Origin of the sequence: Paraburkholderia sp., assembly GCF_035501035.1 — a bacterium.
In the GTDB taxonomy this organism is placed as follows: Bacteria; Pseudomonadota; Gammaproteobacteria; order Burkholderiales; family Burkholderiaceae; genus Paraburkholderia.
In genome coordinates this window covers 98614-123309 of record NZ_DATJWR010000069.1, presented here as the reverse complement: position 1 = coordinate 123309, position 24696 = coordinate 98614, and the positions used below count along the sequence as shown (strand labels likewise).

The 24696-nt window shown below is 65.3% G+C and carries 24 protein-coding genes and 2 pseudogenes; 6 read left to right on the top strand and 20 right to left on the bottom strand.

What is annotated here, in order from left to right; genetic code table 11:
* Nucleotides 1-137: 137 nt before the first annotated feature.
* The 3 genes from VMJ11_RS04835 to VMJ11_RS04825 form a co-directional block, all read right to left on the bottom strand.
* Nucleotides 138-380, bottom strand: a complete 243-nt coding sequence (locus VMJ11_RS04835) for a thiamine pyrophosphate-dependent enzyme (protein ID WP_325617432.1) — start codon at nt 378-380, stop codon at nt 138-140.
* Between the two features lie 40 nt (nt 381-420).
* Nucleotides 421-777: a hypothetical protein gene (locus VMJ11_RS04830; RefSeq protein ID WP_325617430.1), complete on the bottom strand. Its 357-nt coding sequence runs from the start codon at nt 775-777 to the stop codon at nt 421-423.
* A 536-nt stretch (nt 778-1313) separates the two neighbouring features.
* On the bottom strand, nt 1314-1691 hold the full coding sequence (locus VMJ11_RS04825; RefSeq protein ID WP_325617428.1) for a DUF2784 domain-containing protein: 378 nt from the start codon (nt 1689-1691) through the stop codon (nt 1314-1316).
* Nucleotides 1692-1984: 293 nt separating this feature from the next.
* On the opposite strand from VMJ11_RS04825, the pseudogene VMJ11_RS34400 reads away from it, so the two are divergent.
* Nucleotides 1985-2155, top strand: a pseudogene (locus VMJ11_RS34400) (DUF2964 family protein); the annotation flags it as partial.
* Nucleotides 2156-2182: 27 nt separating this feature from the next.
* Here VMJ11_RS34400 and VMJ11_RS34395 read toward each other — a convergent pair.
* The 6 genes from VMJ11_RS34395 to polX all read right to left on the bottom strand — a co-directional run bounded on the left by VMJ11_RS34395 (nt 2183) and on the right by polX (nt 9095).
* The gene (locus VMJ11_RS34395) at nt 2183-2428 is read right to left on the bottom strand and encodes a lipocalin family protein (protein ID WP_414694300.1); all 246 of its coding nucleotides are present in this window, start codon (nt 2426-2428) and stop codon (nt 2183-2185) included.
* 748 nt (nt 2429-3176) lie between these two features.
* Nucleotides 3177-4037 (bottom strand): ABC transporter permease, encoded by an 861-nt coding sequence (locus VMJ11_RS04815; protein WP_325617424.1) that lies wholly within the window; start codon nt 4035-4037, stop codon nt 3177-3179.
* Nucleotides 3994-4794 (bottom strand): ATP-binding cassette domain-containing protein, encoded by an 801-nt coding sequence (locus tag VMJ11_RS04810; protein ID WP_325617422.1) that lies wholly within the window; start codon nt 4792-4794, stop codon nt 3994-3996. Before VMJ11_RS04810 ends, VMJ11_RS04815 begins: the two co-directional genes overlap by 44 nt.
* A 197-nt stretch (nt 4795-4991) precedes the next feature.
* The gene (phaZ, locus tag VMJ11_RS04805) at nt 4992-6263 is read right to left on the bottom strand and encodes a polyhydroxyalkanoate depolymerase (RefSeq protein WP_325617420.1); all 1272 of its coding nucleotides are present in this window, start codon (nt 6261-6263) and stop codon (nt 4992-4994) included.
* A gap of 76 nt (nt 6264-6339) precedes the next feature.
* A complete protein-coding gene (locus VMJ11_RS04800) occupies nt 6340-7311 on the bottom strand; it encodes a ribose-phosphate pyrophosphokinase (RefSeq protein WP_325617418.1) in 972 nt (323 codons plus the stop codon).
* A gap of 2 nt (nt 7312-7313) precedes the next feature.
* The gene (gene polX, locus VMJ11_RS04795; RefSeq protein ID WP_325617416.1) at nt 7314-9095 is read right to left on the bottom strand and encodes a DNA polymerase/3'-5' exonuclease PolX; all 1782 of its coding nucleotides are present in this window, start codon (nt 9093-9095) and stop codon (nt 7314-7316) included.
* A 95-nt stretch (nt 9096-9190) separates the two neighbouring features.
* On the opposite strand from polX, the gene VMJ11_RS04790 reads away from it, so the two are divergent.
* Nucleotides 9191-9901, top strand: a complete 711-nt coding sequence (locus VMJ11_RS04790) for a hypothetical protein (RefSeq protein WP_325617414.1) — start codon at nt 9191-9193, stop codon at nt 9899-9901.
* 218 nt (nt 9902-10119) lie between these two features.
* On the opposite strand, the gene VMJ11_RS04785 is transcribed toward VMJ11_RS04790, so the two are convergent.
* The gene (locus VMJ11_RS04785) at nt 10120-10278 is read right to left on the bottom strand and encodes a hypothetical protein (RefSeq protein WP_325617413.1); all 159 of its coding nucleotides are present in this window, start codon (nt 10276-10278) and stop codon (nt 10120-10122) included.
* Nucleotides 10279-10638: 360 nt separating this feature from the next.
* On the opposite strand from VMJ11_RS04785, the gene VMJ11_RS04780 reads away from it, so the two are divergent.
* From VMJ11_RS04780 to VMJ11_RS04770, 3 genes are all read left to right on the top strand, one after another.
* Nucleotides 10639-11292: a dienelactone hydrolase family protein gene (locus VMJ11_RS04780; protein ID WP_325617411.1), complete on the top strand. Its 654-nt coding sequence runs from the start codon at nt 10639-10641 to the stop codon at nt 11290-11292.
* Nucleotides 11293-11407: 115 nt separating this feature from the next.
* Nucleotides 11408-12121 carry a phosphoribosyltransferase gene (locus VMJ11_RS04775; RefSeq protein WP_325617409.1) on the top strand — a complete coding sequence of 238 codons (714 nt, stop codon included), beginning with the start codon at nt 11408-11410 and terminating at the stop codon, nt 12119-12121.
* A 99-nt stretch (nt 12122-12220) separates the two neighbouring features.
* On the top strand, nt 12221-13543 hold the full coding sequence (locus tag VMJ11_RS04770; protein WP_325617407.1) for an erythromycin esterase family protein: 1323 nt from the start codon (nt 12221-12223) through the stop codon (nt 13541-13543).
* Nucleotides 13544-13568: 25 nt separating this feature from the next.
* Here the strand turns inward: VMJ11_RS04770 and VMJ11_RS04765 are convergent, their stop codons facing one another.
* The 3 genes and pseudogenes from VMJ11_RS04765 to groEL form a co-directional block, all read right to left on the bottom strand.
* Nucleotides 13569-14150, bottom strand: coding sequence for a hypothetical protein (locus tag VMJ11_RS04765; RefSeq protein ID WP_325617405.1), 582 nt, complete (start codon nt 14148-14150; stop codon nt 13569-13571).
* Nucleotides 14151-14246: 96 nt separating this feature from the next.
* Nucleotides 14247-14384 carry a hypothetical protein gene (locus VMJ11_RS04760; protein WP_325617491.1) on the bottom strand — a complete coding sequence of 46 codons (138 nt, stop codon included), beginning with the start codon at nt 14382-14384 and terminating at the stop codon, nt 14247-14249.
* Between the two features lie 38 nt (nt 14385-14422).
* A pseudogene (groEL, locus tag VMJ11_RS04755) lies at nt 14423-14608 on the bottom strand (chaperonin GroEL); the annotation flags it as partial.
* 202 nt (nt 14609-14810) lie between these two features.
* Between groEL and VMJ11_RS04750 the strand changes: the two are divergent.
* On the top strand, nt 14811-15959 hold the full coding sequence (locus VMJ11_RS04750) for a CapA family protein (RefSeq protein ID WP_325617404.1): 1149 nt from the start codon (nt 14811-14813) through the stop codon (nt 15957-15959).
* 93 nt (nt 15960-16052) lie between these two features.
* Here the strand turns inward: VMJ11_RS04750 and VMJ11_RS04745 are convergent, their stop codons facing one another.
* From VMJ11_RS04745 to VMJ11_RS04715, 7 genes are all read right to left on the bottom strand, one after another.
* The gene (locus VMJ11_RS04745; RefSeq protein WP_325617402.1) at nt 16053-16772 is read right to left on the bottom strand and encodes a Bax inhibitor-1/YccA family protein; all 720 of its coding nucleotides are present in this window, start codon (nt 16770-16772) and stop codon (nt 16053-16055) included.
* 34 nt (nt 16773-16806) lie between these two features.
* Nucleotides 16807-17364, bottom strand: a complete 558-nt coding sequence (locus VMJ11_RS04740) for a hypothetical protein (protein ID WP_325617400.1) — start codon at nt 17362-17364, stop codon at nt 16807-16809.
* A gap of 135 nt (nt 17365-17499) precedes the next feature.
* On the bottom strand, nt 17500-18270 hold the full coding sequence (locus VMJ11_RS04735; RefSeq protein WP_325617398.1) for a hypothetical protein: 771 nt from the start codon (nt 18268-18270) through the stop codon (nt 17500-17502).
* 140 nt (nt 18271-18410) lie between these two features.
* Nucleotides 18411-19250 (bottom strand): universal stress protein, encoded by an 840-nt coding sequence (locus VMJ11_RS04730; RefSeq protein ID WP_325617396.1) that lies wholly within the window; start codon nt 19248-19250, stop codon nt 18411-18413.
* Nucleotides 19251-19358: 108 nt separating this feature from the next.
* Nucleotides 19359-21605, bottom strand: coding sequence for a putrescine-ornithine antiporter (gene potE / locus VMJ11_RS04725; protein ID WP_325617394.1), 2247 nt, complete (start codon nt 21603-21605; stop codon nt 19359-19361).
* Between the two features lie 90 nt (nt 21606-21695).
* On the bottom strand, nt 21696-23423 hold the full coding sequence (locus VMJ11_RS04720; RefSeq protein WP_325617392.1) for a SulP family inorganic anion transporter: 1728 nt from the start codon (nt 23421-23423) through the stop codon (nt 21696-21698).
* Nucleotides 23420-24406, bottom strand: coding sequence for an NAD(P)-binding protein (locus tag VMJ11_RS04715; RefSeq protein WP_325617390.1), 987 nt, complete (start codon nt 24404-24406; stop codon nt 23420-23422). The genes VMJ11_RS04720 and VMJ11_RS04715 overlap by 4 nt, the downstream gene beginning before the upstream one ends.
* Between the last annotated feature and the right edge of the window lie 290 nt (nt 24407-24696).

Genomic DNA, 24696 nt, shown 5'->3' with positions numbered 1-24696 from the left:
CGCATGCCGCATTGAGCTACCGCACATATCGCAAGACGTGGCGTTTGATATGAGGCCGTTGGGGTTTGCTCGCGCAAGGTGTTTCGCATTACGTAATAACTGGCGAAGGCGCCGCATCAATCTCAGCGAGGGTACCGTCACCACCGTTCGCATAGAGCATGCGCGTGCTCATGGTATGTGGCGACGATATTGTCGTCGGCGTCAAGCGCGTGAATCGCACCCACACCGGTCGCCTCTTCGCCGATGTACGGGTGCATATAACCGCGTATCTCGGGAATGTGTTCGCTCAGAATGAAAAGGCGCTCGCCCTCGTAGTCGGCGAAATTCGGCGCGACCCGCAAGTCGGCCGCGGCCTCGCGGATGAACGGTTGTGCGTCCATCCCTGCGACTTCCATCCTGAAGCGACTGCAAGCGGCATCCCTACGCGTGGCCCACGCCGGCGATAGCGTGTTCAGCACCGCCGTCCTGCTTGACGACGCCGCTTTGCGCACCGGCAGGCGACGCGCTTGCGGGTACGCCCGCCTGCATGACCTCCGACACGCTCTTGCAGTAATGCATCGCATGCGAGAGGCAGGAGGGCAGCATCAAGCTGCCGATCGCCATGTATTCAGGCACGCTGCGCGTGAGTGCACAGCGCGCGGACGTTTCCATACAAAGCGCCAGCCAGTCGGCATACGCTTGCGTCTGAAGATTCGCGAGGGCCATCCAGGTGCCCGCGAGCGCTTGCGGCGTCGGGGCGTTCGAAGGCGTAGGCGAGGGTGATGTGGAACTGGACATGAGCATCTCCGGCATGAACGATTCCCCCGTATTTGCAAGCTGCGCTTTCGCAGCATTTCTTCGTAACGCTATCCCTCAATCGATTGCAGCAGTTGAGGCAGGTCAATGACGAAGGGCGTGGCGTCCCATGATTACCACGGGTTCAACAGTCCAACCTTCCGTTGCATCACAGCGAAATCTGCGAGTGATGGCGACAGATCGTGCGTTGGCTGGGTCCTGATGGAGAGGCGGCATGTCGAGGACGTTATCACGTTGATCGTGTCTGCAAGACACCATGTTGATGTCCGCGGAGGTCTTCATTGCGGGTGTGGCTCCGGCCAACGTCACGCCAGGCACTGCGGCAACGCAAGGCGCCGGGGCGGCCCCAGCCGCGTCGGCATCTTCGGCGGCGGTAAGGGGCGGTGCCGGAGGCAACGCCGCTTACCGCGGCGGTGCCCATTGCCTTGACCTTGCGAATCAACCATGCGGAAAGATCGCTTCAGGCGGAACCCCGCATGACGCTGGCGGAGGCGTTGCGCGGCCCGCTGGGTCTGACTTCAAGGCGGGGTTATGCCTGGCGGAATCCGGCGCCACGTAACGACCACAGCAAGCAGGAAAGCGACATAGGCGAGTACGAACACCCAACCCGGGAAGTCGTAATACAGCCACGCGCTCACCCAACGCTGGACGAAGCCTTGCGGGCCGGCGGCTCCGGTGCGCAAGTAGTCCTCCAGAACGGTGAGCGGGCACGGCACATCGAGCACAGCCAGGGTCGTCACGATGCCGATGGCGACGAGATGGGTCGTGCGGAAGACGCGATTGCGCGCCCATGCGAGCTTCAATCCGGCGGCTATCCACACCGCGATCAGTCCGCCGACGATGAACAGCACGATCAGCGCGTGCAGCACGAGAACGATATTGGCGAGCCAGATCATGGATGTCCGCCCGAGTTAATGGTTGGTCGACCTCTGCCGGAATTCGACTGGACGCACAGCGATTCGTGCGACGGGCTGGCGGCGTCAACTGCTGCATCGTGAGCGCTTGACGTACATCGATGCTCGTGCCCGGTCGGCGGCTTTAATAGATCGCGAATAGTGTGGTTTGACACGGTCGCCGGCCCCTGCTTGCGACTGTGCTCGTGATCATCTATGCAGGTCGTGCCTGACTAACCGGAAAGCGATATGCCCGGCGTCGTTCTCTCATTGCTCCTTTGCCGTAGGGGAGAGTCATGATCCGCCCGGAATTGAGGATCGTGTGCGCGGCGACTGCTGTCTTCGCCGCGCTGATCGGGCTTTATCGGGTGCTCGACGGTCTCGTGTTCGACGCCTGGTCGACGTTTCGCTATGGGGCTGCAACGCTGATTGTGGGTGTCGCCGGCTTCGTGCTGTCGCTGAACCCGGGCTCACGCGACCCCACCTGGCGCGACTTACTGGCGGGGTTGCATGTAGCCTGGCAGTCCGATCTGATCCGGATGTTGCGCAACGCGCCGCAAACGCTCGGTACGAATACCCAGCGCGGCAAGCCGGCGTACCAGGCCGTCGTACACGTCTTCGTCCATGTCGGGCGTGCGGGAGAGGATCCCGATGGGGTCGCCATCCTCCATGCGGCGAACCGTGTAGCGGTAATCAGGATCCACGTAGACGGTGACGACCATCACGTCGAATGGCCACATGATCCTGACTCGCCATTTCCCTCCGCCGCTGCCGGGCACGACGCTCGCGACCAGTGTCCCTCCCGTCAACGGCTGGTCGAAGCCGAAGCGTCTTCCGAAGACCGAGCTTGGCGTCGCGCAAGCAGCGAGAAGCACGAGGAGTGCGGCTATCGACACGCAACGCAGAAGACGGCAGATCGCAAGACTGGACCCAGGCGCGGCGCGGGTAATTTCCCGGTCGCCGGGTGAATCGCTGGGCAGTTGCCTCGTGTTTCCGTTGTGGCCGGCGAGCGAGAGATGCGGGTCGCACGCCGTGCGACGCGGCCAGCGGCAGCTGCGCACGGCATGCACCAGGTAGAAGGGGCGCCACGTTTCGCGATCGGACCACCGTCAGGTAAGTCTCCGCGACACGGTTGCAGGCCCGATCGGTACGCGCGTCGCCTGACCGGGCCGCATGCCGGGGCACAAGGGCCGCCTCGCTGCCGCGCTTCGAGCACGGTGCAAGGCGTGCAGCCTCGAATGCCCAGACATGTACGGCCTGGAGCGGCCAGCGAACGCGCGTTCCCGTAACTTGCCGCTGCCGGGACCGCTTGAATGCGCAGAAACGTGGCGCTTGAAAAACAGAATGGACGAGGATGCGGCGCGCAGACTGATCTATGTCAATCATGTCGGGCAACGATCATTTGAGTGCGCGGTGCGCGGCAAGAAGCGGATAGTCGTTGTAGTCCGCCGCGCCGCCGCCGAAGTACGTGGCGCGATGGGGCTTGCTTCAACGCGCGAGATCGGGATAGAGCCGTGCGCACACGGCAACCAGCACGACGAGCGTTGCGGCGAGCACGCCGGCGTCGAGCGCGAAGTCCGGGCCCGTGACGCTGGCGAAGCCTGGCAGCAGCAGCCGGCGCAACGCGTCGACCTGGTAGGTCAGCGGATTCGCTTCGGACACGATCTGCAGCGCACGCGGCATTAGCGAGGTGGGATAGATTGCGTTGCTCGCGAAAAAGAGCGGCATCGTGAGGACTTGCCCGACGCCCATGAAGCGCTCACGCGTTTTGACGATGCAGGCGATGATCAGCGAGAAAGTCGAAAAGACGGCCGCGCCCAGCACGACGAAGAACGCGACGCCTGCGACCGAAAGCGGGTCGATGCGCAGATGCACGCCGATCGCGAGCGCGAGCAGCATGACGACGGCAGCCTGGACGAGCGCGCGCACGCCGGCGCCAAGGGACTTGCCGAGCACGAGCGCCGAGCGCGGCGTGGGGCTGGCGAGCAACTTGTGAACGATGCCGAGATCGCGCTCCCAGATCACCGAAATGCCGTTGAAGATCGCGATGAACAGCACGCTTTGCGCGAGGATGCCGGGCGTGAGGAAGTCGAGATAGGGCGCGCCGCCCGTGTCGATCACGCGGCCCCGGCTCATCACTTGCCCGAACACGAGCAGCCACAGCGCGGGCTGGATCGCGCGCGTCGCGAGCTCGGTGGGATCGTGGCGCAGCTTGCGCACCTCCATCGCGCCGATAGCGAATGTCTTCGCCACGAACGCGACCAGCTTCGGGCGGCGTGGGCCGCCCGCGGCGGCCTGCGTGGTGTCAGCCGAGGCGCTGACTGGTTCTGCGGGTCTGGGAGACTTCATCGTAAGCTCCGGCGAGCGGCGCCTCGTCGCTCGTGTAGTGCTCGAACACGTCCTCGAAGCTCGCGTTCGGACCGATCGCCGCGCGCAGCGCGGCGGGCGCGCCGATGGCCGCCACGCGCCCGCGGCTCATGATGGCGACGCGCTGGCACAAATGCTCGGCTTCCTCGAGGTAATGCGTGGTGAGAAGGATCGCGGCATTGAAGCGCGACTGCAGCCGCTCGACCTGCTCCCACACCGACTGCCGCGCGACGGGGTCGAGCCCGACCGTGGGTTCGTCGAGAAAGAGCACGCGTGGACGGTGCAGCGTGGACTGCGCGATTTCGAGCCGGCGGATCATGCCGCCGGAGTAGGTTTTCACGAGCCGTTGCGCGGCGTCCTGCAACCCCATGAAGGCGAGGGCGCGGCCTATGCGCTCGGCGCGCTCGGCGCGCGGGATGTCGTAGAGCTGGGCGAAGACGAGCAGGTTTTCGTAGCCGGTCAGGTCGCCGTCGGCCGAAAGGGCCTGCGGCACATAGCCGATCATTTGCCGCACGCGGGCGGATTCGCGCACGACGTCGAAGCCGCACACGCTCGCCTGGCCCGCGCTCGGCGGCAGCAGCGTCGTGAGCATCTTGATGACGGTCGACTTGCCGGCGCCGTTGCGCCCTAGCAGGCCGAAGGTCTCGCCGGCGTCGACCGTGAGCGTCAGCGAGTCGACGGCCGTGACCTCGCCGAAGCGGCGGCAAAGCGCATGCGTCTCGATGGCAGGAGCGGACATGGCGGCGTGACGGGTGCGTGGTGAAAGACGAGGTCATTGCATGATGGCGGTCGCCCTCACAAGGCGATTGATCTGACTCAAATAGGTGCGACCTGGCGTGGCCGGATACGGAAGCCGGCATGCAGTGCAGTGCGGCGCTGTATCGAATAACCGGGCGATCTGCGGCGCGCAACGCGCCGTCGTACATCGTGGCGATATCAGCCCGGTGAGACGCCTGACTTGCGTGGCGCCGCATGCCGCCGTGGCTGGGCCGCTTCGGCACGAGCGAACGCCGCCTGCACCGCCGGATGCACGTCATCGCGCCAGCGCTCGCCGGTGAACAGGCCGTAATGGTCGCAACCGTCCACGTCGAGGCGCTGCCGCGCCCACGGCGCGACGCCGCTGCACATATCGAGCGCCGCGTGCGTCTGTCCGGCGCCGGTGACGGCGTCGCGCGTGCCTTCCACGGTCAGCAGCACGACGTCATGCAGCGCCGCAGGCTCGACGAGCGTGTCGCTCACCTGCCACGCGCCGTTCGCGAGCAGGGCGCGCTGAAACACGATATCCACGGTGTCGAGAAAATATTCGGCCGGCATGTCGAGCAGCGCTGTGTACTCGAGCAACGCACGGCGCGCTTCGGCGAGCGCGCCGGCGTCGCGGCGCGAGGCCGCCTTCCCGTAGCGGTCGACCAGCGAGACATAGCGATGCGGGTAGACCATCGCGATCTCGGCCTGCTGGAGGTAGGTCGGAAACACGTGGCGGCCGTGCCCGGCGAACCCGGCCGGCACGATGTCGATCAGGTGGCGCTGACACCAGTCGAGCGAATGCGAAGCCGCCGCGAGCCCGAGCGTGCTCGGGTTGATGCGCGCGTCGAGCGGGCCACCTATCAGCGTGATGCTCGCGCTCGGCGCGCATCCGCGCTGCGCGCGCAGCGCGAGCGCCCCGAGCGCGGGAAACGTGGATTGGCAGACGGCGATGACGTGCAGCGGCCGCCCGTCCCGCGCAAGGCCGTCGATGAAGTCGTCGAGCATCGCCACGTATTCTGCGAGGCCGAAGCGCCCGGCGGCGAGCGGCACGTCGCGCGCGTTGACCCAGTCGGTGATATAGACGTCGCCGTCGGCGAGCAGCGCTTCGACCGTCTCGCGCATCATCACGGACGCATGGCCGGCCAACGGCGCGCACAGCAGCACGGCGCGCTGCGCGCCGGCGCGCGAAAAGCGCTGCAAATTGCAGAACGGCGTTTGCGCGACGATACGTTCGTGAACGTCGCAGTCATTCCCATCGAGCGCGATGGTGTCGATGGCAAACGACGGCGGCCCGGCCGCAAGACCCAGCAGGGGCTCGTACAGATCGGCGTAGCACGACGACGCGGCATGGGCCAGCGGCGGCATGGGCCACGCGTCGCACGCCTGGCGCGCGAACTGCGTTGCCTCACGCCAGGCGCGCAGCCATTGGCGCTGTTGCTCAACAAGGGCGTACCAGTACCACATTGTTGACCTCGATGATTCGCAGCATGCTGTGGAGATTGCCGCGCGCGCCGACCTTGCCGGCGCGCCCGTGAGTAGCCTATGCGGCGCCCGCATGCATGCGGGCAATGGCCTCCGCAATGAGCGGCGCGCTGTCGAGCACGGTGAGCCGCTCGAGCAACGGTCCTTCCGGTACGCGCCATGTCGCGACGCTATCGGTCACGACCACGCTTGCCAGCGCGCCGTTGCCGAGCCTCTCGCACGCATCGCCGAGGAAGAGACCGTGGGTCGCGGCCGCATGCACTTCGCTCGCGCCCAGTGCGCGGCAGTGGGCGGCAACCTGCGCAATCGTCGCGCCGGTGCCGATCAGGTCGTCGACGATGATCGCACATCTGCCTTCCAGATCGCCGACGATCGGCTTGCCCGTCACGATGCCGCCTGCGCGCAGCTTGCCAGCGAACGCCGCCTCGACCGGGTGCCCAACGAGCTTCGCGAGCCGCGCGCGAAAATCCTCCGCGCGGTGCACGCCGCCTGCATCGGGCGAAACGACGACGAGCGCCGTGTCGCGCAGATTCGTTGCAAACCATCGCGCCAGCAGCCCGTTCGCTTCGAGATGCTCGGTTGGCACGCGAAATGCGTTCTGCCAGGCGGCCGGATTATGGACGTCGAGCGTGGCGACGCGGGACACGCCCATGGCTTCGAAAAGCTGCGCGACGTAGCGCGTGGTCACGGGGTCGCGTAACTGCGAGTGCCGGTCCTGGCGCGCATAGCACAGGTAAGGCGCGACGACGCTCACGCGCGCGGCGCAGGCGTCTACCAGAGCGCCCACGAAGAAAAGCAGTTCGCATAACTTATCGTTCACGGTGTGGCCGGGATCGGCGTACATCGAATGAATCACATAGACATCGCGATCGCGCACGCTTTCGAGCGGGCGCATCTTGTGCTCGCCGTCCTCGAAAGGGCATCGCTCGTATTCGGCCAGCGCGACGCCGAGCGCAGTGGCCACGCGCTGCGCGAACGCGTGGGTCGTGGGCGGCGAGAAAAGTTGCGGTGGCAGCGGCTCGGTATTCATCGTCAGGACTCCTGTCGGGCAAGTGGCTTCGGGTCTTGGGCCGTGTGCCCGCGCTCAACGCCCATCGTGCGTGCAAGCAACGGGCGCAGCTTCGCAAGCGAGCGCGTGTTCAGCACGTCCGCTTTTTCGAGCCACCCGCGGCGTGCCTGGTTGACGCCGTAGCGCAAATTGTCGAGCTCCGCCACGCTGTGCGCGTCGGAATCGATCGAGACGAGCACGCCGTGATCCTTCGCCATGCGGCAGGCGGTATCGATCAGGTCGAGACGTTCAGGCTGCGCATCGAGCTCGAGAAAACAGCCGCGCGCCTTAGCCTTGCGCATCACGCGCAGCATGTCGAATTCGTACGGTTCCCGGCTGCCGATCAAGCGGCCGGATGGATGCGCGAGGAGGGTGAAGCAGGGATGGTCCATCGCGCGCAGGATGCGTTCGGTCTGGCGCTCGCGCGGCAAATTGAAATGACTGTGAATCGCGCCGACCACGAGATCGAGCCGCGCAAGCATCGCATCGGGAAGATCGAGGCGGCCGTCTTCGAGTATGTCGACCTCTATGCCCTTGAGCAGCGTGATGCCTGTTAGCTGCGCGTTGAGCTGGTCGATCTCGTCGATCTGCGCGGCGAGCCTCGCCGCGTCGAGGCCGTGCGCCATCGCGAGGCGCTTCGAGTGATCGGTGACGGCGAGGTACGACAAGCCGCGCTCGCGGGCGGCGAGCGCCATGTCGCGCAGCGACGCGTGGCCGTCGCTGGCCGTGGTGTGCGCGTGCAGGTCGCCGCGCAGATCGTCGCGCGTGATGAGCTCAGGCAGTCCGTCGCCGCGCGCCGCTTCGAGTTCGCCGCGGTCTTCGCGCAGTTCTGGCGCAATCCAGCGCAGCCCGACACTCGCATAGACGGACGCTTCGGTTTCGCCGGCGATGCGCGTATTCGCGCGGAACACGCCGTATTCGTTGATCTTGAGTCCGCGTTCCTGCGCGAGCCGGCGTAACGCCACGTTGTGCGCTTTCGAGCCGGTGAAGTAGGTGAGCGCGGCGCCGAAGCTTTCGGGCTCCACCACGCGCAGATCGATCTGCAGGCCGCCTCGCAGCACGACGCTCGCGCGAGTCGGGCCTTGCGCGAGCACTTCGGTGACGTCTTCGTAGCCGACGAAGCGCCGGGTAACCGCAGCGGGGTCGCGCGCGGTGGCGAGGATGTCGATGTCGCCAACGGTGTCGCGCAGGCGCCGCAGACTGCCTGCCGCTTCGACGCGCGCCACCCCGGGCGACGCGGCCAGCCAGGCCAGCAGCGGCTCTGCGCGCTGGCGGGCCTGCGCGAAGAGGAAGCGGCGCGATTTGTCGAAGTGCGTCTGGATGCTCGCGAGAATGTGCGCTTCGGTCAGCGCGCCGAATCCGGGCAACGTGTGGATGCGGCCCTCGGCGGCGGCGCGCTCCAGTTCTTCCAGCGATTGCACGTGCAGTTGTTCGTACAGCCTGCGCACGCGCTTGGGCCCGAGGCCCGGCACGTGCAGCAACGCCGTGACCGCCGAAGGCACCTGGGTACGCAGGCTCGCCAGCAGCGCACAGGAGCCGGTCGAGACGATCTCCCGGATCTTGAGCGCAAGGTCGTCCCCGATAGTGGGGATCGCCTTCAGGTCGGCGCCCTCGGCCACCATCGTTCGCACGTTCTGCGCGTATTCGCCGACCGAGCGCGCCGCGTTGCGGTACGCGCGCACGCGAAACGGATTGCCACCCTGAATTTCGAGCAGGTCGGCAACCTCGCCGAAAACCTCGGCGACATCGGCATTGTGAATGGGCATGGCTTCAGCTCGTTGCGCCGCATGCGCGGCATGGGGGCGTGCGCGACTGCGCAGCCCGGTTCGATCACAGCATGGACGGGGGCGCGGTTGGAGCGTTGATCCAGGTCATCGTCCCCCAAAGCGGGCAGCCGGACCGGGCGGTTGATCGATATCAACTGGATGAGGCGGCCAAAGGGCGAGGATTGGACCTGTTCAGTCTCACGGAACTGACGCCTTCGGCGCGAGCGTTGCACTCTCATGCGGCACACGCTGGCGCGACGCCGTCCGTTGTTGGCGCCGCCATCCACCTGGATGCGGCATGGGAGGTTCCGATGGTCAAAAACGGCCGTCCTCTTCGGCGTCGCTGGCTGAGGCGGTACATTCGCGGCGCGTGCATTGGTCTGATGTTCGCGATAGGCACGACCTGGCTCGGCACGATCTACGATTTCCCGGTGGATGCCGGCATCGTGGCGGGCATGAACGCACCCGAGTGCGCGCCCGTACGCGCGTTGCCGGCCGGCTCACGGCTCGCCGCGGCACTGCCCGACAGCGATCGCTGCCTCGCCTTCTTCATCTATCGCGTGTCGTTTCCGGATGCGGCGGACAATGCGGTGTCGTATCAGGCGTGGGTCTTGCAACAGCGCGTCGGCGAGTTCTGGCAACTGATCGGATACGTCCTCGTTTTATGGTTCGTCGTGCTGTGCGTCGTTGCGATTGCCGTGGCGGGCATGACGCGGCTCGTTCGGCGCTTGCGCCGTCGCATGTCGTCGGCCGGCACCGACGCCACTCCACCGCAACCGACCGGCCGCACGCCACGCTGTCCGTGATCGCCCGAGGGCGCTTCGATCAACGAAGCGCGAACGGTGGATCGACGCGGCGCACGCCTTGCCTCAATCCGTTGCTGACTGTCCGCCTGGTGCCGCGCCTCCGTTCACGCTGGGAAGCTTGAGCATCCGCGAGTCCATCGTCATGGCTCGCGCCGCGTGCGCCGAGGACCGCGTTCGCAGATCGACGAGCCGGGCGTCGTGATGCGCCTTGCCGCTGCTCAGCGCGAACGGGACGTGTTGCGCGCGCGACATGGCACGAGGACCGCTACAGGAGCCAACGCACGCGGCTGCCACGCGAGGTCGGGATGCCGGTCGTGCATGCGCCGGATGCGATGCACGCCGAAAAGCAGCCTGTGCAGGAACGTCAGCTTCCACATGATTGGCCCTCCGGGTTGGGTGAGCATTGGCGCACGGTGCGCCGGCCAACCCTGTTCGACCGGACGGACGAACAGCGGCGCATGATCTGCATCAAGCAGGGCCGCGCGGACAAGGTGCGGGAAGCGGGATGGTCTTGCGGTCCAGGCGCAGGCGTATCGAGGGCTTTCTGCTGCGGCGCATGGACCGTCACATGTGCAATTTGTCTGCGCTGGGCAGTTGATCGAAATCAATGGTCAGCGCGGCGCAGACACGATGATCCAGGCAAGGGACGTCGCGCCGTGCAGGACGCAATGGAACCAGCGGAAGGCTAGCGTGCGCGGCGCCCGCTGACGCGCGGTTGCCGCCCCCAGGAGAGACAGATGCATACATTGCAGGTGGATATTCCCGTCGATTACGTGAACCTTGGCGGGATTCTGGAGATGCCGGATGGCGCGCGCGCCGTGGTGGTGTTCGTGCACGGCAGCGGCAGCAGCCGCTTCAGCCCGCGAAACCGGCAGGTGGCGGCAGGCTTGCAGCGCGCGGGCTTTGCGACGCTGCTGTTCGACTTGCTGACGGCGGAAGAGCAGCGGCACGACAACGTCGACGCCACCTACCGCTTCAACATCGCGCTGCTGGCGCGCCGGCTCGGCGCGACGCTTGGGTGGCTGCGGGAAAGGGCCGATGTCGGAGCGCTGCCGGTGGGGCTCTTCGGCGCGAGCACAGGCGCCGCGGCCGCGCTCGTTGCGGCAGCGGAGATGGCCACCGTGGGCGCGATCGTCTCAAGAGGCGGGCGGCCGGACCTGGCCCGTGCAGATCTTGCTTTGGTGCACGTGCCAACGCTGCTGATCGTGGGCGAACTCGACACCGAGGTCATCCGCCTGAACGAGAAGGCCGCCGCGCAACTGAGCTGCGAGCATCGCATCGAAATCGTGCCTGGCGCGACGCATCTGTTCGAGGAGCCCGGTGCGCTCGAAGAAGTGACGCGCCTCGCCGCCGGCTGGTTCGGACGCTGGCTGGGCGCGGCCTCGTCCTGAACGCCGGCCACCTGCGGGGTGGGCCGCCGCTATGCCGCGTGCCGATCCGGGCACCGCGTTCGAGTTTCACGTGCATCGCCGCGACCGGCGATGCATCGCTTACAGGACATCGACCATGAGTGACGCATTTCGGAATCGCGCCGACGCGGGCAAGCAGCTCGCGGCGGCATTGGAGCGCTACGCCGGCCGCAAGGACCTCGTGGTGCTGGCGCTGCCGCGCGGCGGCGTGCCGGTTGGCTATGAAGTGGCGAGCGTTTTGCGCTGCCCGCTCGACTTGCTCCTCGTGCGCAAGCTCGGCGCGCCGCACAACGCCGAACTGGCGATGGGAGCCATTGCGACAGGCGACGCCCTGTATCTGAACGATTCGGTGCTGCGCGCGCTCCATGTGAGCGAGCAGCAGGTTGCGGATGCCATCGCGCGCGAACGCATCGAGCTGAATCGGCGCGAGTTGGCCTACCGGGGGCAGCAGCCGCCTGCGGTGGTCGAGGGAAAGACCGTCATCGTGGTGGACGACGGCATTGCGACAGGCTCGACGATGCACGCGGCGCTCAGCGCGCTGCGCAACCGTCGCCCGAAGCAGATCGTGGTCGCCGTGCCGGTGTGCCCGGCAGGGATCGAAGCGCGTTTCGAGTCGGTCGCGGACGACTTCGTCTACGTGATGCAGCCCGACTGGTTCATGGGCATCGGGCAGTTCTACGTGGACTTCGCACAAACGAGCGACGACGAGGTGCGAGCCTGCCTGGCCGCCGCACAGACTTTCCAGCAGACGACCCCACCCGGCGATGGCGGCGGCGCGCGCACCGCTTCGCCCGAGGGCGGGCCGGTTTGATCGGCAGGCCTGCTGGCGCGTTGCACTCGATCGCGAGACCGCGCGCCTCGCGGTCCTCTCGCCGTGCCACTTTCGTACAGAGCATGGAGGCGTTTCATCATGCAGCCGTCGAAAACCCCATTTTTGGCCGTTCGCACGCTTGGCCAGCGTCTGAGCGGGGATGATACGGACTACGATGCACTTCTGGAGAGGGTGCGTAACCGCGATCTGGTCCTGCTCGGCGAGGCCACGCACGGCACCGCCGAGTTTTACCGCATGCGCGCGCAAATCACGCTGCGCCTCATCACCGAGTGCGGCTTCGACACCGTCGCCATAGAAGGCGACTGGCCCGACGCGTGGCGCGTCAACCGCTTCGTTCAAGGCGAGGGCGCCGACGACGCCACCTCCGCGCTCGACGACTTCGAGCGCTTCCCCATGTGGATGTGGCGCAATCGCGAGATGCGCGACTTCATTGCGGCGCTGCGCGAGCTCAACGCGACGCGAACGAGCCAGCAGCGGGTTGGCGTCTATGGCCTCGATCTCTACAGCCTCTATCGCTCCGCGGACGCGGTGATCCGCTATCTCGACGCCGTGGACCCGCAAGAGGCCGCACTGGCGCGCGAGCGCTACGCGGCGCTGGACCATGTGCGCGAGCCGCAGGTTTATGGCTATGCGGCGGCGCTCGGCGCGCGGCCAGCCGCGCAGGCCGGCGCGGTGCGACAGCTTCTGCAACTGCGCGCCGACGAATTCGACTACCTCTCGCGTGACGGCACCGAAGCGCTCGACGCACAGTTTTTCGCTGAGCAGAACGCCCAGGTGGTGGTCAACGCCGAAGCCTACTATCGCGGCATGTTCAGCAGCCGGCTGAACACATGGAATTTGCGCGATGCCCACATGGCCAACACGCTATTCGCGCTGGCCCGCTACCGCGTGCGCCGTGGCGGCAGCGGCAAGGTGGTCGTCTGGGCGCATAACTCGCATCTTGGCGATGCCCGCGCAACCGAGTCGCGCCTGCGCGGCGAGTGGAACCTGGGGCAGATCGTGCGCGAGAGTGCGCAGCACCGCGCGTTGCTGGTCGGCTTCACGACTTACACCGGGCATGTGTCCGCGGCTTCGCACTGGGATGGCGAGGTCGAGCAGAAGTGGGTGCGCCCCGCGCTGCACGGGAGCTGGGAGCATCTGTTCCACACCACGGGCTACGACCGCTTCTTCTTGCCCATGCGGGATGACACCGCGCGCACGCTCGACGAACCCCTGCTCGAGCGGGCGATCGGCGTGCTGTATCTTCCGCAGACGGAGCGGCAGAGCCACTACTTCGAAGCCGAACTCGCCTTGCAGTTCGACGCGCTCTTTCATCTCGACGAAACCAGTGCGCTCGAGCCGCTGGAGCCGGCCGCAGGCTGGCACCGGCGCGAGGGCAGCGCCGAGGCGCCTCTCGTATGAGCCGGCCCAGTCGCGCCGCGCCTCTTCATTCAAACTCAGGAAGGTACTGCTCATTCTCGCGCCTGGCGCCGCGCGCCGGCGAGAGCCCTTCCACGCTCTCCGAAGTCCGGTCCATCTCGTCCTTGTCACGCTCGATGTCGCGAGCCGGCGCAGCGGCGGCCCCGGCGCCCGATACATCGGCGCTGGTTCGAGCGGGCTTGATTGCGCGGTCGTGCTTGCGTCGGCTCACACGCGGGCGGGCAGCCGGTTGCAGCCCGAACCAGGGGACCTCCGCGCGCAGGCCGGTGGCGTAGGCGTGCCAGCCGCGCAGATTCAGATTGAACAGCCCGTCGCGTACCGGCACGGCGAACGTGCCGTGGTCCAGCTTTTCGTCGAGCAGCGCTTCGGGCCAGCAGCAGAATGCCCGCAGCGCATGCGCGATGAAATCATCCACGCTCAAGGCCGGCGAAACATGCTCGAGCAGGATCTCGTCTTCGAGTATCGGATTCAGTTCGATGAGCTCGCCGATAGTCTCGGCCTTCGAGCGCGTTTCGAGAATGCGGGCAAGCAATTGCAGCGTGCGTCCCAGGTGAAGCAGCAACGCGCGTCGTTCGAATGCGTCTTTCATGATGGTTCCTTGGTCGCCAATCTGTTCCGGCAGCCTGTGCCCGCCGTTTGCATACATGCCTGCATGCCGCTATTGCGAACACGCATGCACGCGGAGTTACTCGATTTGTTCGTACCCCGTACTGTCTTGCCGCGCGATCATGCAGTCTGTCGTGAGCAGCAAGGAAGCAATGGACACCGCGTTCTGCAACGCCGTGCGCGTGACCTTCAACGGATCCACGATGCCGGCCGCCATCATGTCGCCGAACGTGCCGCTTGCCGCGTCATAGCCGGAACCGCCACGGAGCCGGCCACGACCACGCCCGAGTTCGCGATGAGCGGTGTGCCGCTGCGGCGTTCGACGATCACGTTGCGGCCACCCGGACCGAGCGTGACCTTCACGGCCTCGGCGAGCGCGTTGACGCCGTCGAGAAGGCGCTGGCGGGCTGCCTGATGGAATACGAGGGTCTTGCCGATCACAATGGGCCTCGCTGGTCGTGAGCGATGGGAGCATGCAGGCAGCCTTATGCGCGCCCTAGCCATGCGTTTCTTATTCCATAACACCGCGGCGGCGAGCGATTGACCTGTATCAACGGCGCGGCAAAGGGGGCATTCAGTATGAAATCTCCGCGCCGATCCATCTCCAGTGCGGGCGAGGCAAAGCTAACGGGAGAGGTAATCGATGGTGGGCGAAGAATCTGGGGGCGGCGCTGCGGCCCGCATGCAGCGCGTGTGCCTTTTCCTTTGCGGCGATGTCATGACAGGGCGCGGGATCGACCAGATCCTGGCCCATGCGGGTAGGGCGCAACTGTTCGAGCCCTACGTCCGCTCGGCAACGGACTATGTGAAGCTTGCGGAGCGCGCCACGGGAAAGCTGCCCTCACCAGCCGCTTTCGCGTACCCCTGGGGCGACGCGCTCGCGGTGCTCGCCCAGCGCCAGCCGCATGCGCGCATCGTCAATCTCGAGACGGCGGTGACAACCAGCGACGCGCACTGCCCCGACAAGTCCATCCACTATCGTATGCATCCGGCCAATCTGGCGTGCCTGACCGAAGCGGGCATCGACTGCTGCGTGCTGGCGAACAACCACGTCCTCGACTGGGGGCGCACAGGTCTGGACGAGACGCTGAGATCGCTGCACGACGCGGGAATTGGCACCGCCGGCGCCGGACGCAACGCCGCGCAAGCGGGCGCGCCCGCAATCGTCGATATCGCCGGGCAAGGCAGGGTGCTCGTGTATGCATACGGGAGCGAGACGGCCGGGGTGCCGCAAGCGTGGGCGGCCAGTGCGCGGCAAGCTGGCATCAACTTTCTGCCTGATATTTCGAGGCAGAGCGCCGACGGCATCGCAAGCGATGTCGCCCGAGGGCGGATCGCAGGCGACGTCGTCGTTATCTCGCTGCACTGGGGCGGCAACTGGGGCTTCGACGTCTCGCGCGCAGAGCGCGCGTTTGCACAGCGCCTCATCGATGCGGGCGCTGCAGACGTCGTTCACGGGCATTCGTCGCATCACATTCGCGGCATCGAGATCTATCGCGGCAAGCCGGTGCTCTACGGCTGCGGCGATTTTCTGAACGACTATGAGGGCATTCCGGGGCACGAAAACTATCGGCCCGATCTCACGCTCATGTATTTCCCGGTCGTGAATCCGGCAAGCGGCGCGCTCGTGGAATTCACGGCCGTGCCGATGCAGATCCGTCATTTTCGCGTGGTGCACGCGCCGGACGAGGGCGCAGCGTGGCTGCATGCAACGCTCTCGCGGGAAAGCGCGGGCTATGGCGTGGAGGTGGTACGTGACGAGCGCACGAACACGTTCACGCTGCGGTGGTAAAGGCCGGATCCTTGCGCGCGGCTGCCGTTTCAGGGAGAGGGAGTCCGCAAAAGGATCGTCGATTGCCGCCGCGATTTGCTCGAAACGCATCGGCTAGCGGCGGCGGTTGCCCAGCAGGCGCAGCAACAGGAGAAAGATGTTGAGAAAGTCGAGATAGAGGGCGAGGGCGCCCATGATCGCCTTCCTGCCGGCGATGACGTCATCCTCTCCTTCAACATAGATTTGCCTGATGCGCTGCGTATCGTATGCAGTCAGGCCCGTGAATACGAGCACGCCGATCACGGAAACGGTGAGTTGCAAGGCCGTCGAAGCGAGGAACAGGTTCACGAGCCCTGCGATCAGGATACCGACGAGCCCCATGAAGAGGAAAGAGCCGAAGCGCGAGAGGTCCGCTCGTGTCGTGTAGCCATAGAGGCTCGTTGCGCCATAGGTGGCCGCGCTGATGATGAATACACGTGCGATGCTCTCATCCGTATAGACGAGAAAGATCCCGGAAAGCGAAAGGCCGACCAGCGCGGCGTAGACCCAGAAAGCGGCTTGCGCCGCGGCTGGGCTCATGCGCTCGATGCGCCAGCTCAGCATCACGACCAGGGCGAGCGGTGCGAGCAGAACAACCCAGAAGATCGGCGTTGCCGCTATCGATGCATAGAATCCGCTCGTCGCCCCGGCATAGGCGATGAGGCCAGTCAGCACGAGCCCAGTGGCCATGTAGTTGTAGACGCGCAGCATGTAATGCCGCAGGCCCGAATCGCCTTCTTCGAGTCTGTGCTGCACTCCGCCCGCACCGGTGCGCCCGGCAAAATCGTTTTCCATGTTCAATCCTTTCGCGCGAAACAACCCGACGGATTCAGCGTAGCGGCTCACCGTCCCGGAGAATCTGCACGGCGGTCGCCTCGACGTAATCGACACGCACGCTGTCGCCTTCCTTGAGTCCGTCGAGCAATCTATCCGAAGACGCCTGCAACACCACCGTGCCCGTTGGGCCGCGCAACGTGAGCAGGCGGCTTTCGCGATCGACCTTGACGACGGTCGTCACCGCTTCGACGCGGTACATGGACAGTGAGGACCGCAATGACGCGCCTGTCGTGAAGCCTTTATCCACGCGTTCGCGCACGCCGCTCGAAGCGGATTTGTCGGCGCGCAGCAGGAGCGCCTGGCTGAACGTGACGGCGACGGTGTCGCCGAGCTGCAGTTTGCTGACGTCGCCAACGCTTCGATCGACCAGCACGTCGTACGATTCGTCGTTGTCGTCGAGCAGCGTGATGCTGTTGCGGCCAGTGTCGATGGCGATAACGAACGCTTTCGCGTGCTTGACACGCTTGCCCGAAAACTGGTCCACGGACGCCGCGTTCGCGCTCGTAGAGGCGTCGTCGGCGGGTGCAGCCTGGATCGATGCCGCGCCCATTGCGAGCCCTGCTACGCCAAGAAGAAGACCGCATCGCCATCCGCGTTTCATTGTTGCCCCCTCTGTCTTTTCTGGAAGCCGTTCGAGTGCCGTCGCGACGCCGGGCCGCTGGGAAAGCCTGCCGCGCACGCCTGATTAGCTGGCCCTGGCATGACGCTTCAGTCGGGCGCCGCGTCCCAGGCCGTGCAACGGGTAATGGACCCGCGCATGCGCAAGCGGCTGCGCGGGATTCGCTGCCATGACCGGCAGGAGGGCGGCACTTCGGGCTCCGAATGACGAAAGCGCGTGCCGGGCCGCGGATGGTTGCCACAGTCGCTGCGTACTCGTGCTTGCCGAGCCGGCGGCTACGGGCCGCCAGGGCAACTGCAGGTGTCCATCGAACACGAGCCTGCCCGGCTGTAGCCGCAAGTGGTCGCGCGAGGTAACCTGCTTCACGAGCCCGACCAGATCGACGGCGCGCAGCAGGCGCGCGGCGTTGAGGCGGCCGCATGCGAGGGGCGGGAGATCCGCGCCCGCCGGCAGCGCGTGGCAGACCTCGATATGGCAGACGCCGCCGGGTTCGTTCAGCGTCATCAGCACGTCGTAGAGCCTGTGGTGGCGTCGGCCGGCGCGATAGCGAAAGCAGAATTTCGTGGTTTCCTCATGGCCGGTGGTGGCTATGACCTTGGGTATGGCGGGGGCGTTTCGCACAATCGAGGCTCCGGTAAACGCAAAGGTGCCGAAGTTTTGGGCGCTTCGACGGCTGATGTCATTCGACCGCCGGGGGGAGTCGGAGCGCTTGACCTGCATCAATTCATCGGCCGCCGGCGCGTGAATTATCGGCTCGAGGGGACGGGAGTGGACCGGCGGCATCGCCAACGGCATGACGTTGCTCGGGCTGCGAGCCGCCATCCGGTTGATGGCCACGGCTGTTGTGCTGCTCGCCTCCCCATTCGCCGACGTGGTCGCGCGCCGTCGTGGACAGACAAGCCAGTGGGAATCATCGGGCCACGCCTTGGTACGCCAGGTTGCGGGCGTTCAAGGTGGGCTGCGCGCCCCTGGCCCATTCAATGCGACATCAACACTGGCAGTTGCATCGAAGAAAGAATCGAGCGCGAGACCCCGCCCCATACGAACTCGTGAAATCTCGCGTGGCCATAAGCGCCCGCGACGAGCAGGTCATATCCCCCTTCGGCCGCATATTTGAGCAGGGCTTCGCCTGTCGATACAGTCGCGGGGCGCTCGAAACGGCAGATGTTCACCGGGGTCGCAACGTGCCGGTTGAGCATCGCCGCAACATCGGCGCACGATGATTCGGCAGGCCCCGGCGTGGGCGCCGTGCAGATGGCCGCGACCGCGACTTGCTCCGCGCGCGCGATAAAGGGAATCGCGTCACGGATGGCACGGGCCGACTCGCGGCTGCCGTTCCAGCCGATCAGCACGCGCTCGCCGACCGTCTCGAACCGGCTGGTTTCCGGTACCAACAGAACGGGGCCGCCGGCGCCCAGCACGATGGTTTCCAGAAAATTGTCGGCCACATAGGACTCCGGGTCTTTCGGCCTGGCTGGCCCAAGGATCACGAGGTCGGCGGCTCGCGCGCGCTGCATGACCGCCGTAAGGGGATAGCCGTCCGGCGCAGCCCAAACGCCCTGCACCTGCGCGCGAGACAGTTCCGACTGAAACAGCCGTTCGACCACAGCGCGCTTTTCCGAGAGGAATTTACGGTGGGCCTCGTAATAGTCGGATGCGCCCGCCATGGCGTAGAACCCCACTGGATGCGGATCGAACATGGCAAACACGGCGTCCAGATGCGCGTCGAACTTGTGGGCGAGCTTCAGTGCGATCCCGAGCCGCGTATGGGCGCCTGCACTCGTGTCGAGGTGGACCATCACGGTCTTGTAGGTCATCGTGAATCTCCAGTCGCAGCTCAAGGTCGGCGACAATCAGTTGCCCAATGATGGGTGCCGTGCCGGTAACTATCGGCATCGAAAAAAATAATTCGGCATACGAAATAATCATTCAGGCAGCGCGGCCCAGCGAAAGAACGTGCTGGAATCCGCATCGAGTTTCCCGAACCACTTTTCGTACACGGCGGCGAATTCCGGCGAGCCATACAGACGGCTGAGCGTGCGGTCCACGAGCAGGCGCAGGTCGTCGTCGTCACGCGACATGCCTATCGCCACGGAAACCCGCGTAAAACGCCGGTCGAGAACGATCAGGTCGTTCGCCGCCGGACTGTCGTGCGCTGCGGCAGAGAGCAGGGCGCGATCCGCGAAGAAAACATTCGTGTGGCGGTCAATGACCTTCTCCACACCCGCCTGTAGCGAAGCGACTGGAACCACCGTCGCGGAAATCGAGAGGTCGTTGAGCTTGCCGGCAAGCCAGCGCTGCGCAGGCGAATCCGTCACGACCGAAACCGTCTGCCGCGTCAGCAGTTCCGCAGGCGACGCGCGCCACATGGGGTGAGAAGGGGGCTTCCCAGAGAGAATCTCACGCAGCCCCGCAGGCGCATCCGTGCGCAGAAGCGCGCCGATACCGCCCGGATAGACCGGGATGGAGAACGACATGCTCTGCCGGTTCGCGAGCGTATCGAGTGCGCCGCACACGAGGTCGACCCGCCGTTCGCCCAGTGCGCGCGCGTCTTCGCCGGGGGAGAGGGGGATCCACTGGACTTTGAGCGTGGCGAGCCCCGTCTCGCTCTTGATTTGTTGCGCGATCTTCTGGCACAACGCCACCGTATAGCCTGTCACTTGCCCGGCAGGGTCCTGAAAGGCGTACGGACGCGCATTGTTGAGGTAGCCCAAGCGGATATTGCCCGCTTGCTTGATTCGCAGGAGCGTTCCTCCCGGCGTCTGCACCTGCGCGTGCACCGGATGCGGCATGAGCGCCGAAAGCGCGATGATGCCGATGACCATCGCCGCGGCCGCCGAGTCCGCAGCGGTGCGCCGCGTGGAAGCCGGCGAGCCGGCGCGAGTGGCCGCGAAGCCATAGATTGCGTAGCCAATCGCCATGACCAGCATGCCGCCCATCACGGCATCCTTGCCCGACGCGTAGATCGCATAGACGGAGTACGCCAGCGCCACGACCGTCACGCCCGCATTGAGCCGGTACTTCGCCAGCGGCGTGCCCGCGTTGCGCATCATCACGAAAAGCGCCGAAAGCGAAATCACATACGGAATCACGTTGGTGACGACGGCAAGATTGACGAGCGCCGCGAACTGTTCGCTCAGATTCGGCGAGATCGTGGACAAGGCCATCAACGACTGGACGATTCCCATGATCACCATGCCCGCAACAGGCGCCCCCGAACGGTTCACCCTGCCGAAAACAGCGGGGAACATGTGGCTATCGGAAGCGTCCCTGGCCGTTTGCGCCAGCGTGAACTGCCAGCCGAGCAAGGAACCGACGCACGCCACGGCGGCGAGACCCATGACGATGGAACCGACGGCGGGACTGAACATCTGGGCAAAGGCGAGGCCGAACGGTCCGGTCGATCTGGCAAGCACCGCATTCGGCACGATGCCCTGAATTACGGCAGTGGAGAGAATGTAGACAATCGCCGCGCCCAGGGTGCCGAACATGCACGCCAACGGAACATCGCGCTTGGGGTTTTCGACGGCGGACGAGTTCTGCACCGCTGATTCCATGCCGAGAAACGCCCAAAGCGTGAGCGCGATGCTCGAGCCCATGCCCTCCGTGAGGCGCAGGCCCTTCGGGTTCCATGCGGCGGCGAAGGTTTCGCCGTGAAACCAGAACCAGCCTGCAACCGAGATGAAGCCCACGGGCAGGATGACGCCCCAAACCGTGATCGAACCGATGCGCCCTGTTATTTTGGGGCCGCCGAAGTTTGCCGCCGTGGTGATCCACAGAAGGCCGATCACGCCAAGACAGGTTGCGATTGGGGAAGCGATCAGCACCGGGAAGAATGCGGCGAGATAGCCAAGGGCGGAACTCGCGACCGCCACGTTGGCGATGGCGATGGAGAGGAAGTAGAGGAAGAAGACCTGAAAATAGCCGTCCTTGCCGTAAGCATCTTCGGCGTAGGCGGCCATGCCACCGGCGCGCTGATTGAGCAGCCCGGCCTCCGCGAAGCCATAGGCAATGGCGAGCGACCCGATAGCCGTGACGATCCACGACAACAACGAAATCGCGCCAACCTGCGCCATGTTGGCGGGCAGCATGATGATGCCCGATCCCATCATGTTAACGGTGACGATGAACGTCAGTTGTACTACGTTCATCTTCCTTGGTTGATCGGTCATGATGATCCTCCTGCTGGCGTCGCTGTGCTCCGGCGTACGCCTCGAACCTTCGATCGCGGTTCCTGCCCCGGCAATGCCCGCGTGACGGGTCTACGGCGTGGCGGCCACTTTCTCGCCTGGCGCTGGGCTCGCGTCGCGAAGCGCCTCGACGGCGGCGTCGACCGTCGGGAAGACGAGCTCGCGATCGCTCACGTGCCCGAGCGCGCGATACCGTTCTAAACTACCGACCACGCCCTCCGGAGTCGCGACGGAGGCGAAGCCAATGCCTCGTCGTATCAGTTCATCGCGCAGCTGAAGCAGTGTCATGCCCGCCGTATAGTCGATGTTGCTGATCTGCGAAGCGTCGACGACGATCCATCGCGGCGGCGGCTGCGTGTGTTCCGCGAGCTTCAGGATTTCGTCCATGAAGCGCCCGGCATTCGCGAAGAACAGATCCGCCTCGAAGCGATACACGATGATGCCAGGCGCTGCGAACAGATTGGGCGCCACGTCGTGCGGCGCCCAGTTCCCGGTTTCGCCGCGCGTGAGCACACGCGTGCGCAGCCGGTAGCTGTGACGCGTGTTGTCGATGATCGAGAGGAGCACCGCGGCGATGATGCCGTGCATCACGTCGACGAAGACCACCACGCCGGCGGTGATCAGGGCTACGAAGAATTCATCGCGCTGCACCTTGAGGAGTTCGCCCATGCCCTTCACGTCGATCAGCTTCACGCCGATCATGAACACGATGGCCGACAGCACGGCCGTGGGCAGATAACCGAGCGGCTTCGTCAGGAAGAGAAGCACCAGCAGCACGATAGCGGCCGTGGTCAGATGGGTTATCTGGGTGCGGCCGCCGGCGTCGTCCACCATTTCCGTCTTGGTCGGGCTGCCGTTGACGACGAACGTGCCGGTAAGCGCAGCGGCCACATTCGAGGCCGCAAGGCCGACCAGGTCCGTATTGTCGTCGCCGCGCTCGTTGTAGCGGTTGGCATAAGCCCGGGCTGTCGCGGCGCTCTGCGCGATGATCACGATGAAGCACGAGAGGGCCGTGGCCAGCACGCCGTCCATATCGGCAAAATGGATTGGCGGAAGCGAGAAGGAGGGCAGGCCGCCCGGCACTTCGCCAATCACGCTGATCCCCCGCTGGGCAAAATCGAGCATTGCGCTCGCAGCGATGGCGCCAATCACGGCGATGAGCGCGCCGGGCGCTCGCGGCGCGAAGCGCTTGCAGCCCATGATGATGGCAAGCACGATGGCGGAAAGCGCTGCCGTTGCGTAGCTTACGCCGCCAAGGCGCTGGAACACGGAAACCACCTGGAGAATGGGGCCATGCCCCTGTTTCGCGAGTCCCACCAGCCCGGCTAGCTCGCCTGCCGCGACCTGTACCCCGACGCCGGTCAGGAATCCTATCAAGGCGCTGCGCGAAAGGAAATCGGCGAGAAAGCCAAGCCGGAAGACTCGCGCGAGCACGAGCAGCACGGCAACGGCAAGCGCGACAGTGGACGTCAACCCGATATATTCCTTCGTGCCGAGGGCGGCGACCGTCACCAGGCTGCCCGCGAGAATCGCAGCCGTTGCGGAGTCCGCTGCGACGACCAGATGTCGTGAGGCGCCGAAGAGGGCGAATGCAATGAGCGGCAGCAGGATCGTATAGAGCCCGGTAACCGCAGGCGTGCCCGCAATCTTCGTATAACCCATGACCTCTGGAATGCCCAGCGCGGCCAGCGTGATGCCCGCGACGATGTCATGCGGCAACTGTGCGCGGGAGATGGGAAAGACGCCCTGCAGGAAAGGCAGGCGATGGCCGGTGCCTTCAGGCGGGATGGTTGTCTTCATGATGCGGCCTCCACGTGAGCGCAGAGTTTTTCGACTAGTGCGTTGGCGAGGATCTCGTCGCCGATGATGACCTCGGTGGCGCCGGCATTTTCCAGCAGCGTCTTTCTCAAGCTGTTCTCGCCGGGGACGATGACCGGCAGCGACCGGTTCAGCGACTTCGTCAACAGCGTGATGGCCAGATTGGCGTCGCCGTCAGGGGCCGTCGCAAGGAGTGCCTTTGCGCTGTCGAGACGCGCGCGCCGCAGTGCATCGTCGAATACGTCAGGGGAACTGAGGATGACCAGATGTCCGTTTTCCGCGGCCTTGTCGGCGAGCGCCGCGTCGGCTACGAGCACCAATACGGTTTCACCGGCGTCGCGAAGCTTTGCGCTGATGCGTTGCCCCAGCGACCGGTAGCCCACAACCACGATATGCCCGGCAAGCCGCTCGAATTGATGTTCCATGGCCCGGTTCTCCCTGTATGCCAACACGTCGTCGCCGGACAGGATCCCTGTCAACTTCGATATCGCAAACGCGGCAACGAACATCGTCACGAACATCGCGCCGAGCATGAAAATCTTCTGGCGCTCGTCGAAGTCGGAAAAGTCGCCTAGCGTCGTCGTCAGATTGGCGGCGTCCCATAGCGCGTTGAACAGTCGCGTATGAAACGCGGCATGGGACTGGTCCAGAAACATGAGCCCGGTGGTGGCAGCAGCGAGCAGCAACACGAGCAGCGCAACGGCGTGCCGCGCGCGGCGCCGCCATTCACGCACTCGAACCGCACCGAGCCGCGGTTCATTGACACGGTAGATCCACATGGAAGGCGCCCTTTCCAGAATCGATGGTTGATTTGGCGTGCTACGCGATATCGACGGAGATGCGCCCGTCACGGCGACGACAACGCCGACGTGGCTCCATGGGGGCGAACGCGTGCGCGCGGCGGCATGAATCCAGCGGGTCAATAAACGTTGACGTCCCACTTTCGTGCGCCGGCTGGTCGACATCCAGCGGGTCTGCGGGGCTGAAATCGTGAGGCCTCTGTGAAGGCTAGGGCCGCCGCCGCAGATCCGATTGACATAGGTCAAGCCACGCTGGACGGCAGGCGACCTTGAAACTAATCAGGACCCCTTTATTTATGGAGGCGGGTCGGACGGGGTTGGGGAAAACGCGATGGGCAATTCACCGTGTGCACGCGCGGGCAATCGTATACATCAGACCTCAGCGCCATTTCATGAAGCACGCATTGAAAATCGCTCGTGAGGGAACTGTGATCCAGGTCAATCAACCGGGATTT

Coding starts and splice junctions, on each gene's coding strand:
- VMJ11_RS04835 (WP_325617432.1), bottom strand. CDS start 380: ATGGACGCACAACCGTTCATCCGCGAGGCCGCGGCCGACTTGCGGGTC.
- VMJ11_RS04830 (WP_325617430.1), bottom strand. CDS start 777: ATGTCCAGTTCCACATCACCCTCGCCTACGCCTTCGAACGCCCCGACG.
- VMJ11_RS04825 (WP_325617428.1), bottom strand. CDS start 1,691: ATGATCTGGCTCGCCAATATCGTTCTCGTGCTGCACGCGCTGATCGTG.
- VMJ11_RS34395 (WP_414694300.1), bottom strand. CDS start 2,428: ATGTGGCCATTCGACGTGATGGTCGTCACCGTCTACGTGGATCCTGAT.
- VMJ11_RS04815 (WP_325617424.1), bottom strand. CDS start 4,037: ATGAAGTCTCCCAGACCCGCAGAACCAGTCAGCGCCTCGGCTGACACC.
- VMJ11_RS04810 (WP_325617422.1), bottom strand. CDS start 4,794: ATGTCCGCTCCTGCCATCGAGACGCATGCGCTTTGCCGCCGCTTCGGC.
- phaZ (WP_325617420.1), bottom strand. CDS start 6,263: ATGTGGTACTGGTACGCCCTTGTTGAGCAACAGCGCCAATGGCTGCGC.
- VMJ11_RS04800 (WP_325617418.1), bottom strand. CDS start 7,311: ATGAATACCGAGCCGCTGCCACCGCAACTTTTCTCGCCGCCCACGACC.
- polX (WP_325617416.1), bottom strand. CDS start 9,095: ATGCCCATTCACAATGCCGATGTCGCCGAGGTTTTCGGCGAGGTTGCC.
- VMJ11_RS04785 (WP_325617413.1), bottom strand. CDS start 10,278: ATGTGGAAGCTGACGTTCCTGCACAGGCTGCTTTTCGGCGTGCATCGC.
- VMJ11_RS04780 (WP_325617411.1), top strand. CDS start 10,639: ATGCATACATTGCAGGTGGATATTCCCGTCGATTACGTGAACCTTGGC.
- VMJ11_RS04775 (WP_325617409.1), top strand. CDS start 11,408: ATGAGTGACGCATTTCGGAATCGCGCCGACGCGGGCAAGCAGCTCGCG.
- VMJ11_RS04770 (WP_325617407.1), top strand. CDS start 12,221: ATGCAGCCGTCGAAAACCCCATTTTTGGCCGTTCGCACGCTTGGCCAG.
- VMJ11_RS04765 (WP_325617405.1), bottom strand. CDS start 14,150: ATGAAAGACGCATTCGAACGACGCGCGTTGCTGCTTCACCTGGGACGC.
- VMJ11_RS04760 (WP_325617491.1), bottom strand. CDS start 14,384: ATGGCGGCCGGCATCGTGGATCCGTTGAAGGTCACGCGCACGGCGTTG.
- VMJ11_RS04750 (WP_325617404.1), top strand. CDS start 14,811: ATGGTGGGCGAAGAATCTGGGGGCGGCGCTGCGGCCCGCATGCAGCGC.
- VMJ11_RS04745 (WP_325617402.1), bottom strand. CDS start 16,772: ATGGAAAACGATTTTGCCGGGCGCACCGGTGCGGGCGGAGTGCAGCAC.
- VMJ11_RS04740 (WP_325617400.1), bottom strand. CDS start 17,364: ATGGGCGCGGCATCGATCCAGGCTGCACCCGCCGACGACGCCTCTACG.
- VMJ11_RS04730 (WP_325617396.1), bottom strand. CDS start 19,250: ATGACCTACAAGACCGTGATGGTCCACCTCGACACGAGTGCAGGCGCC.
- potE (WP_325617394.1), bottom strand. CDS start 21,605: ATGACCGATCAACCAAGGAAGATGAACGTAGTACAACTGACGTTCATC.
- VMJ11_RS04720 (WP_325617392.1), bottom strand. CDS start 23,423: ATGAAGACAACCATCCCGCCTGAAGGCACCGGCCATCGCCTGCCTTTC.
- VMJ11_RS04715 (WP_325617390.1), bottom strand. CDS start 24,406: ATGTCGACCAGCCGGCGCACGAAAGTGGGACGTCAACGTTTATTGACC.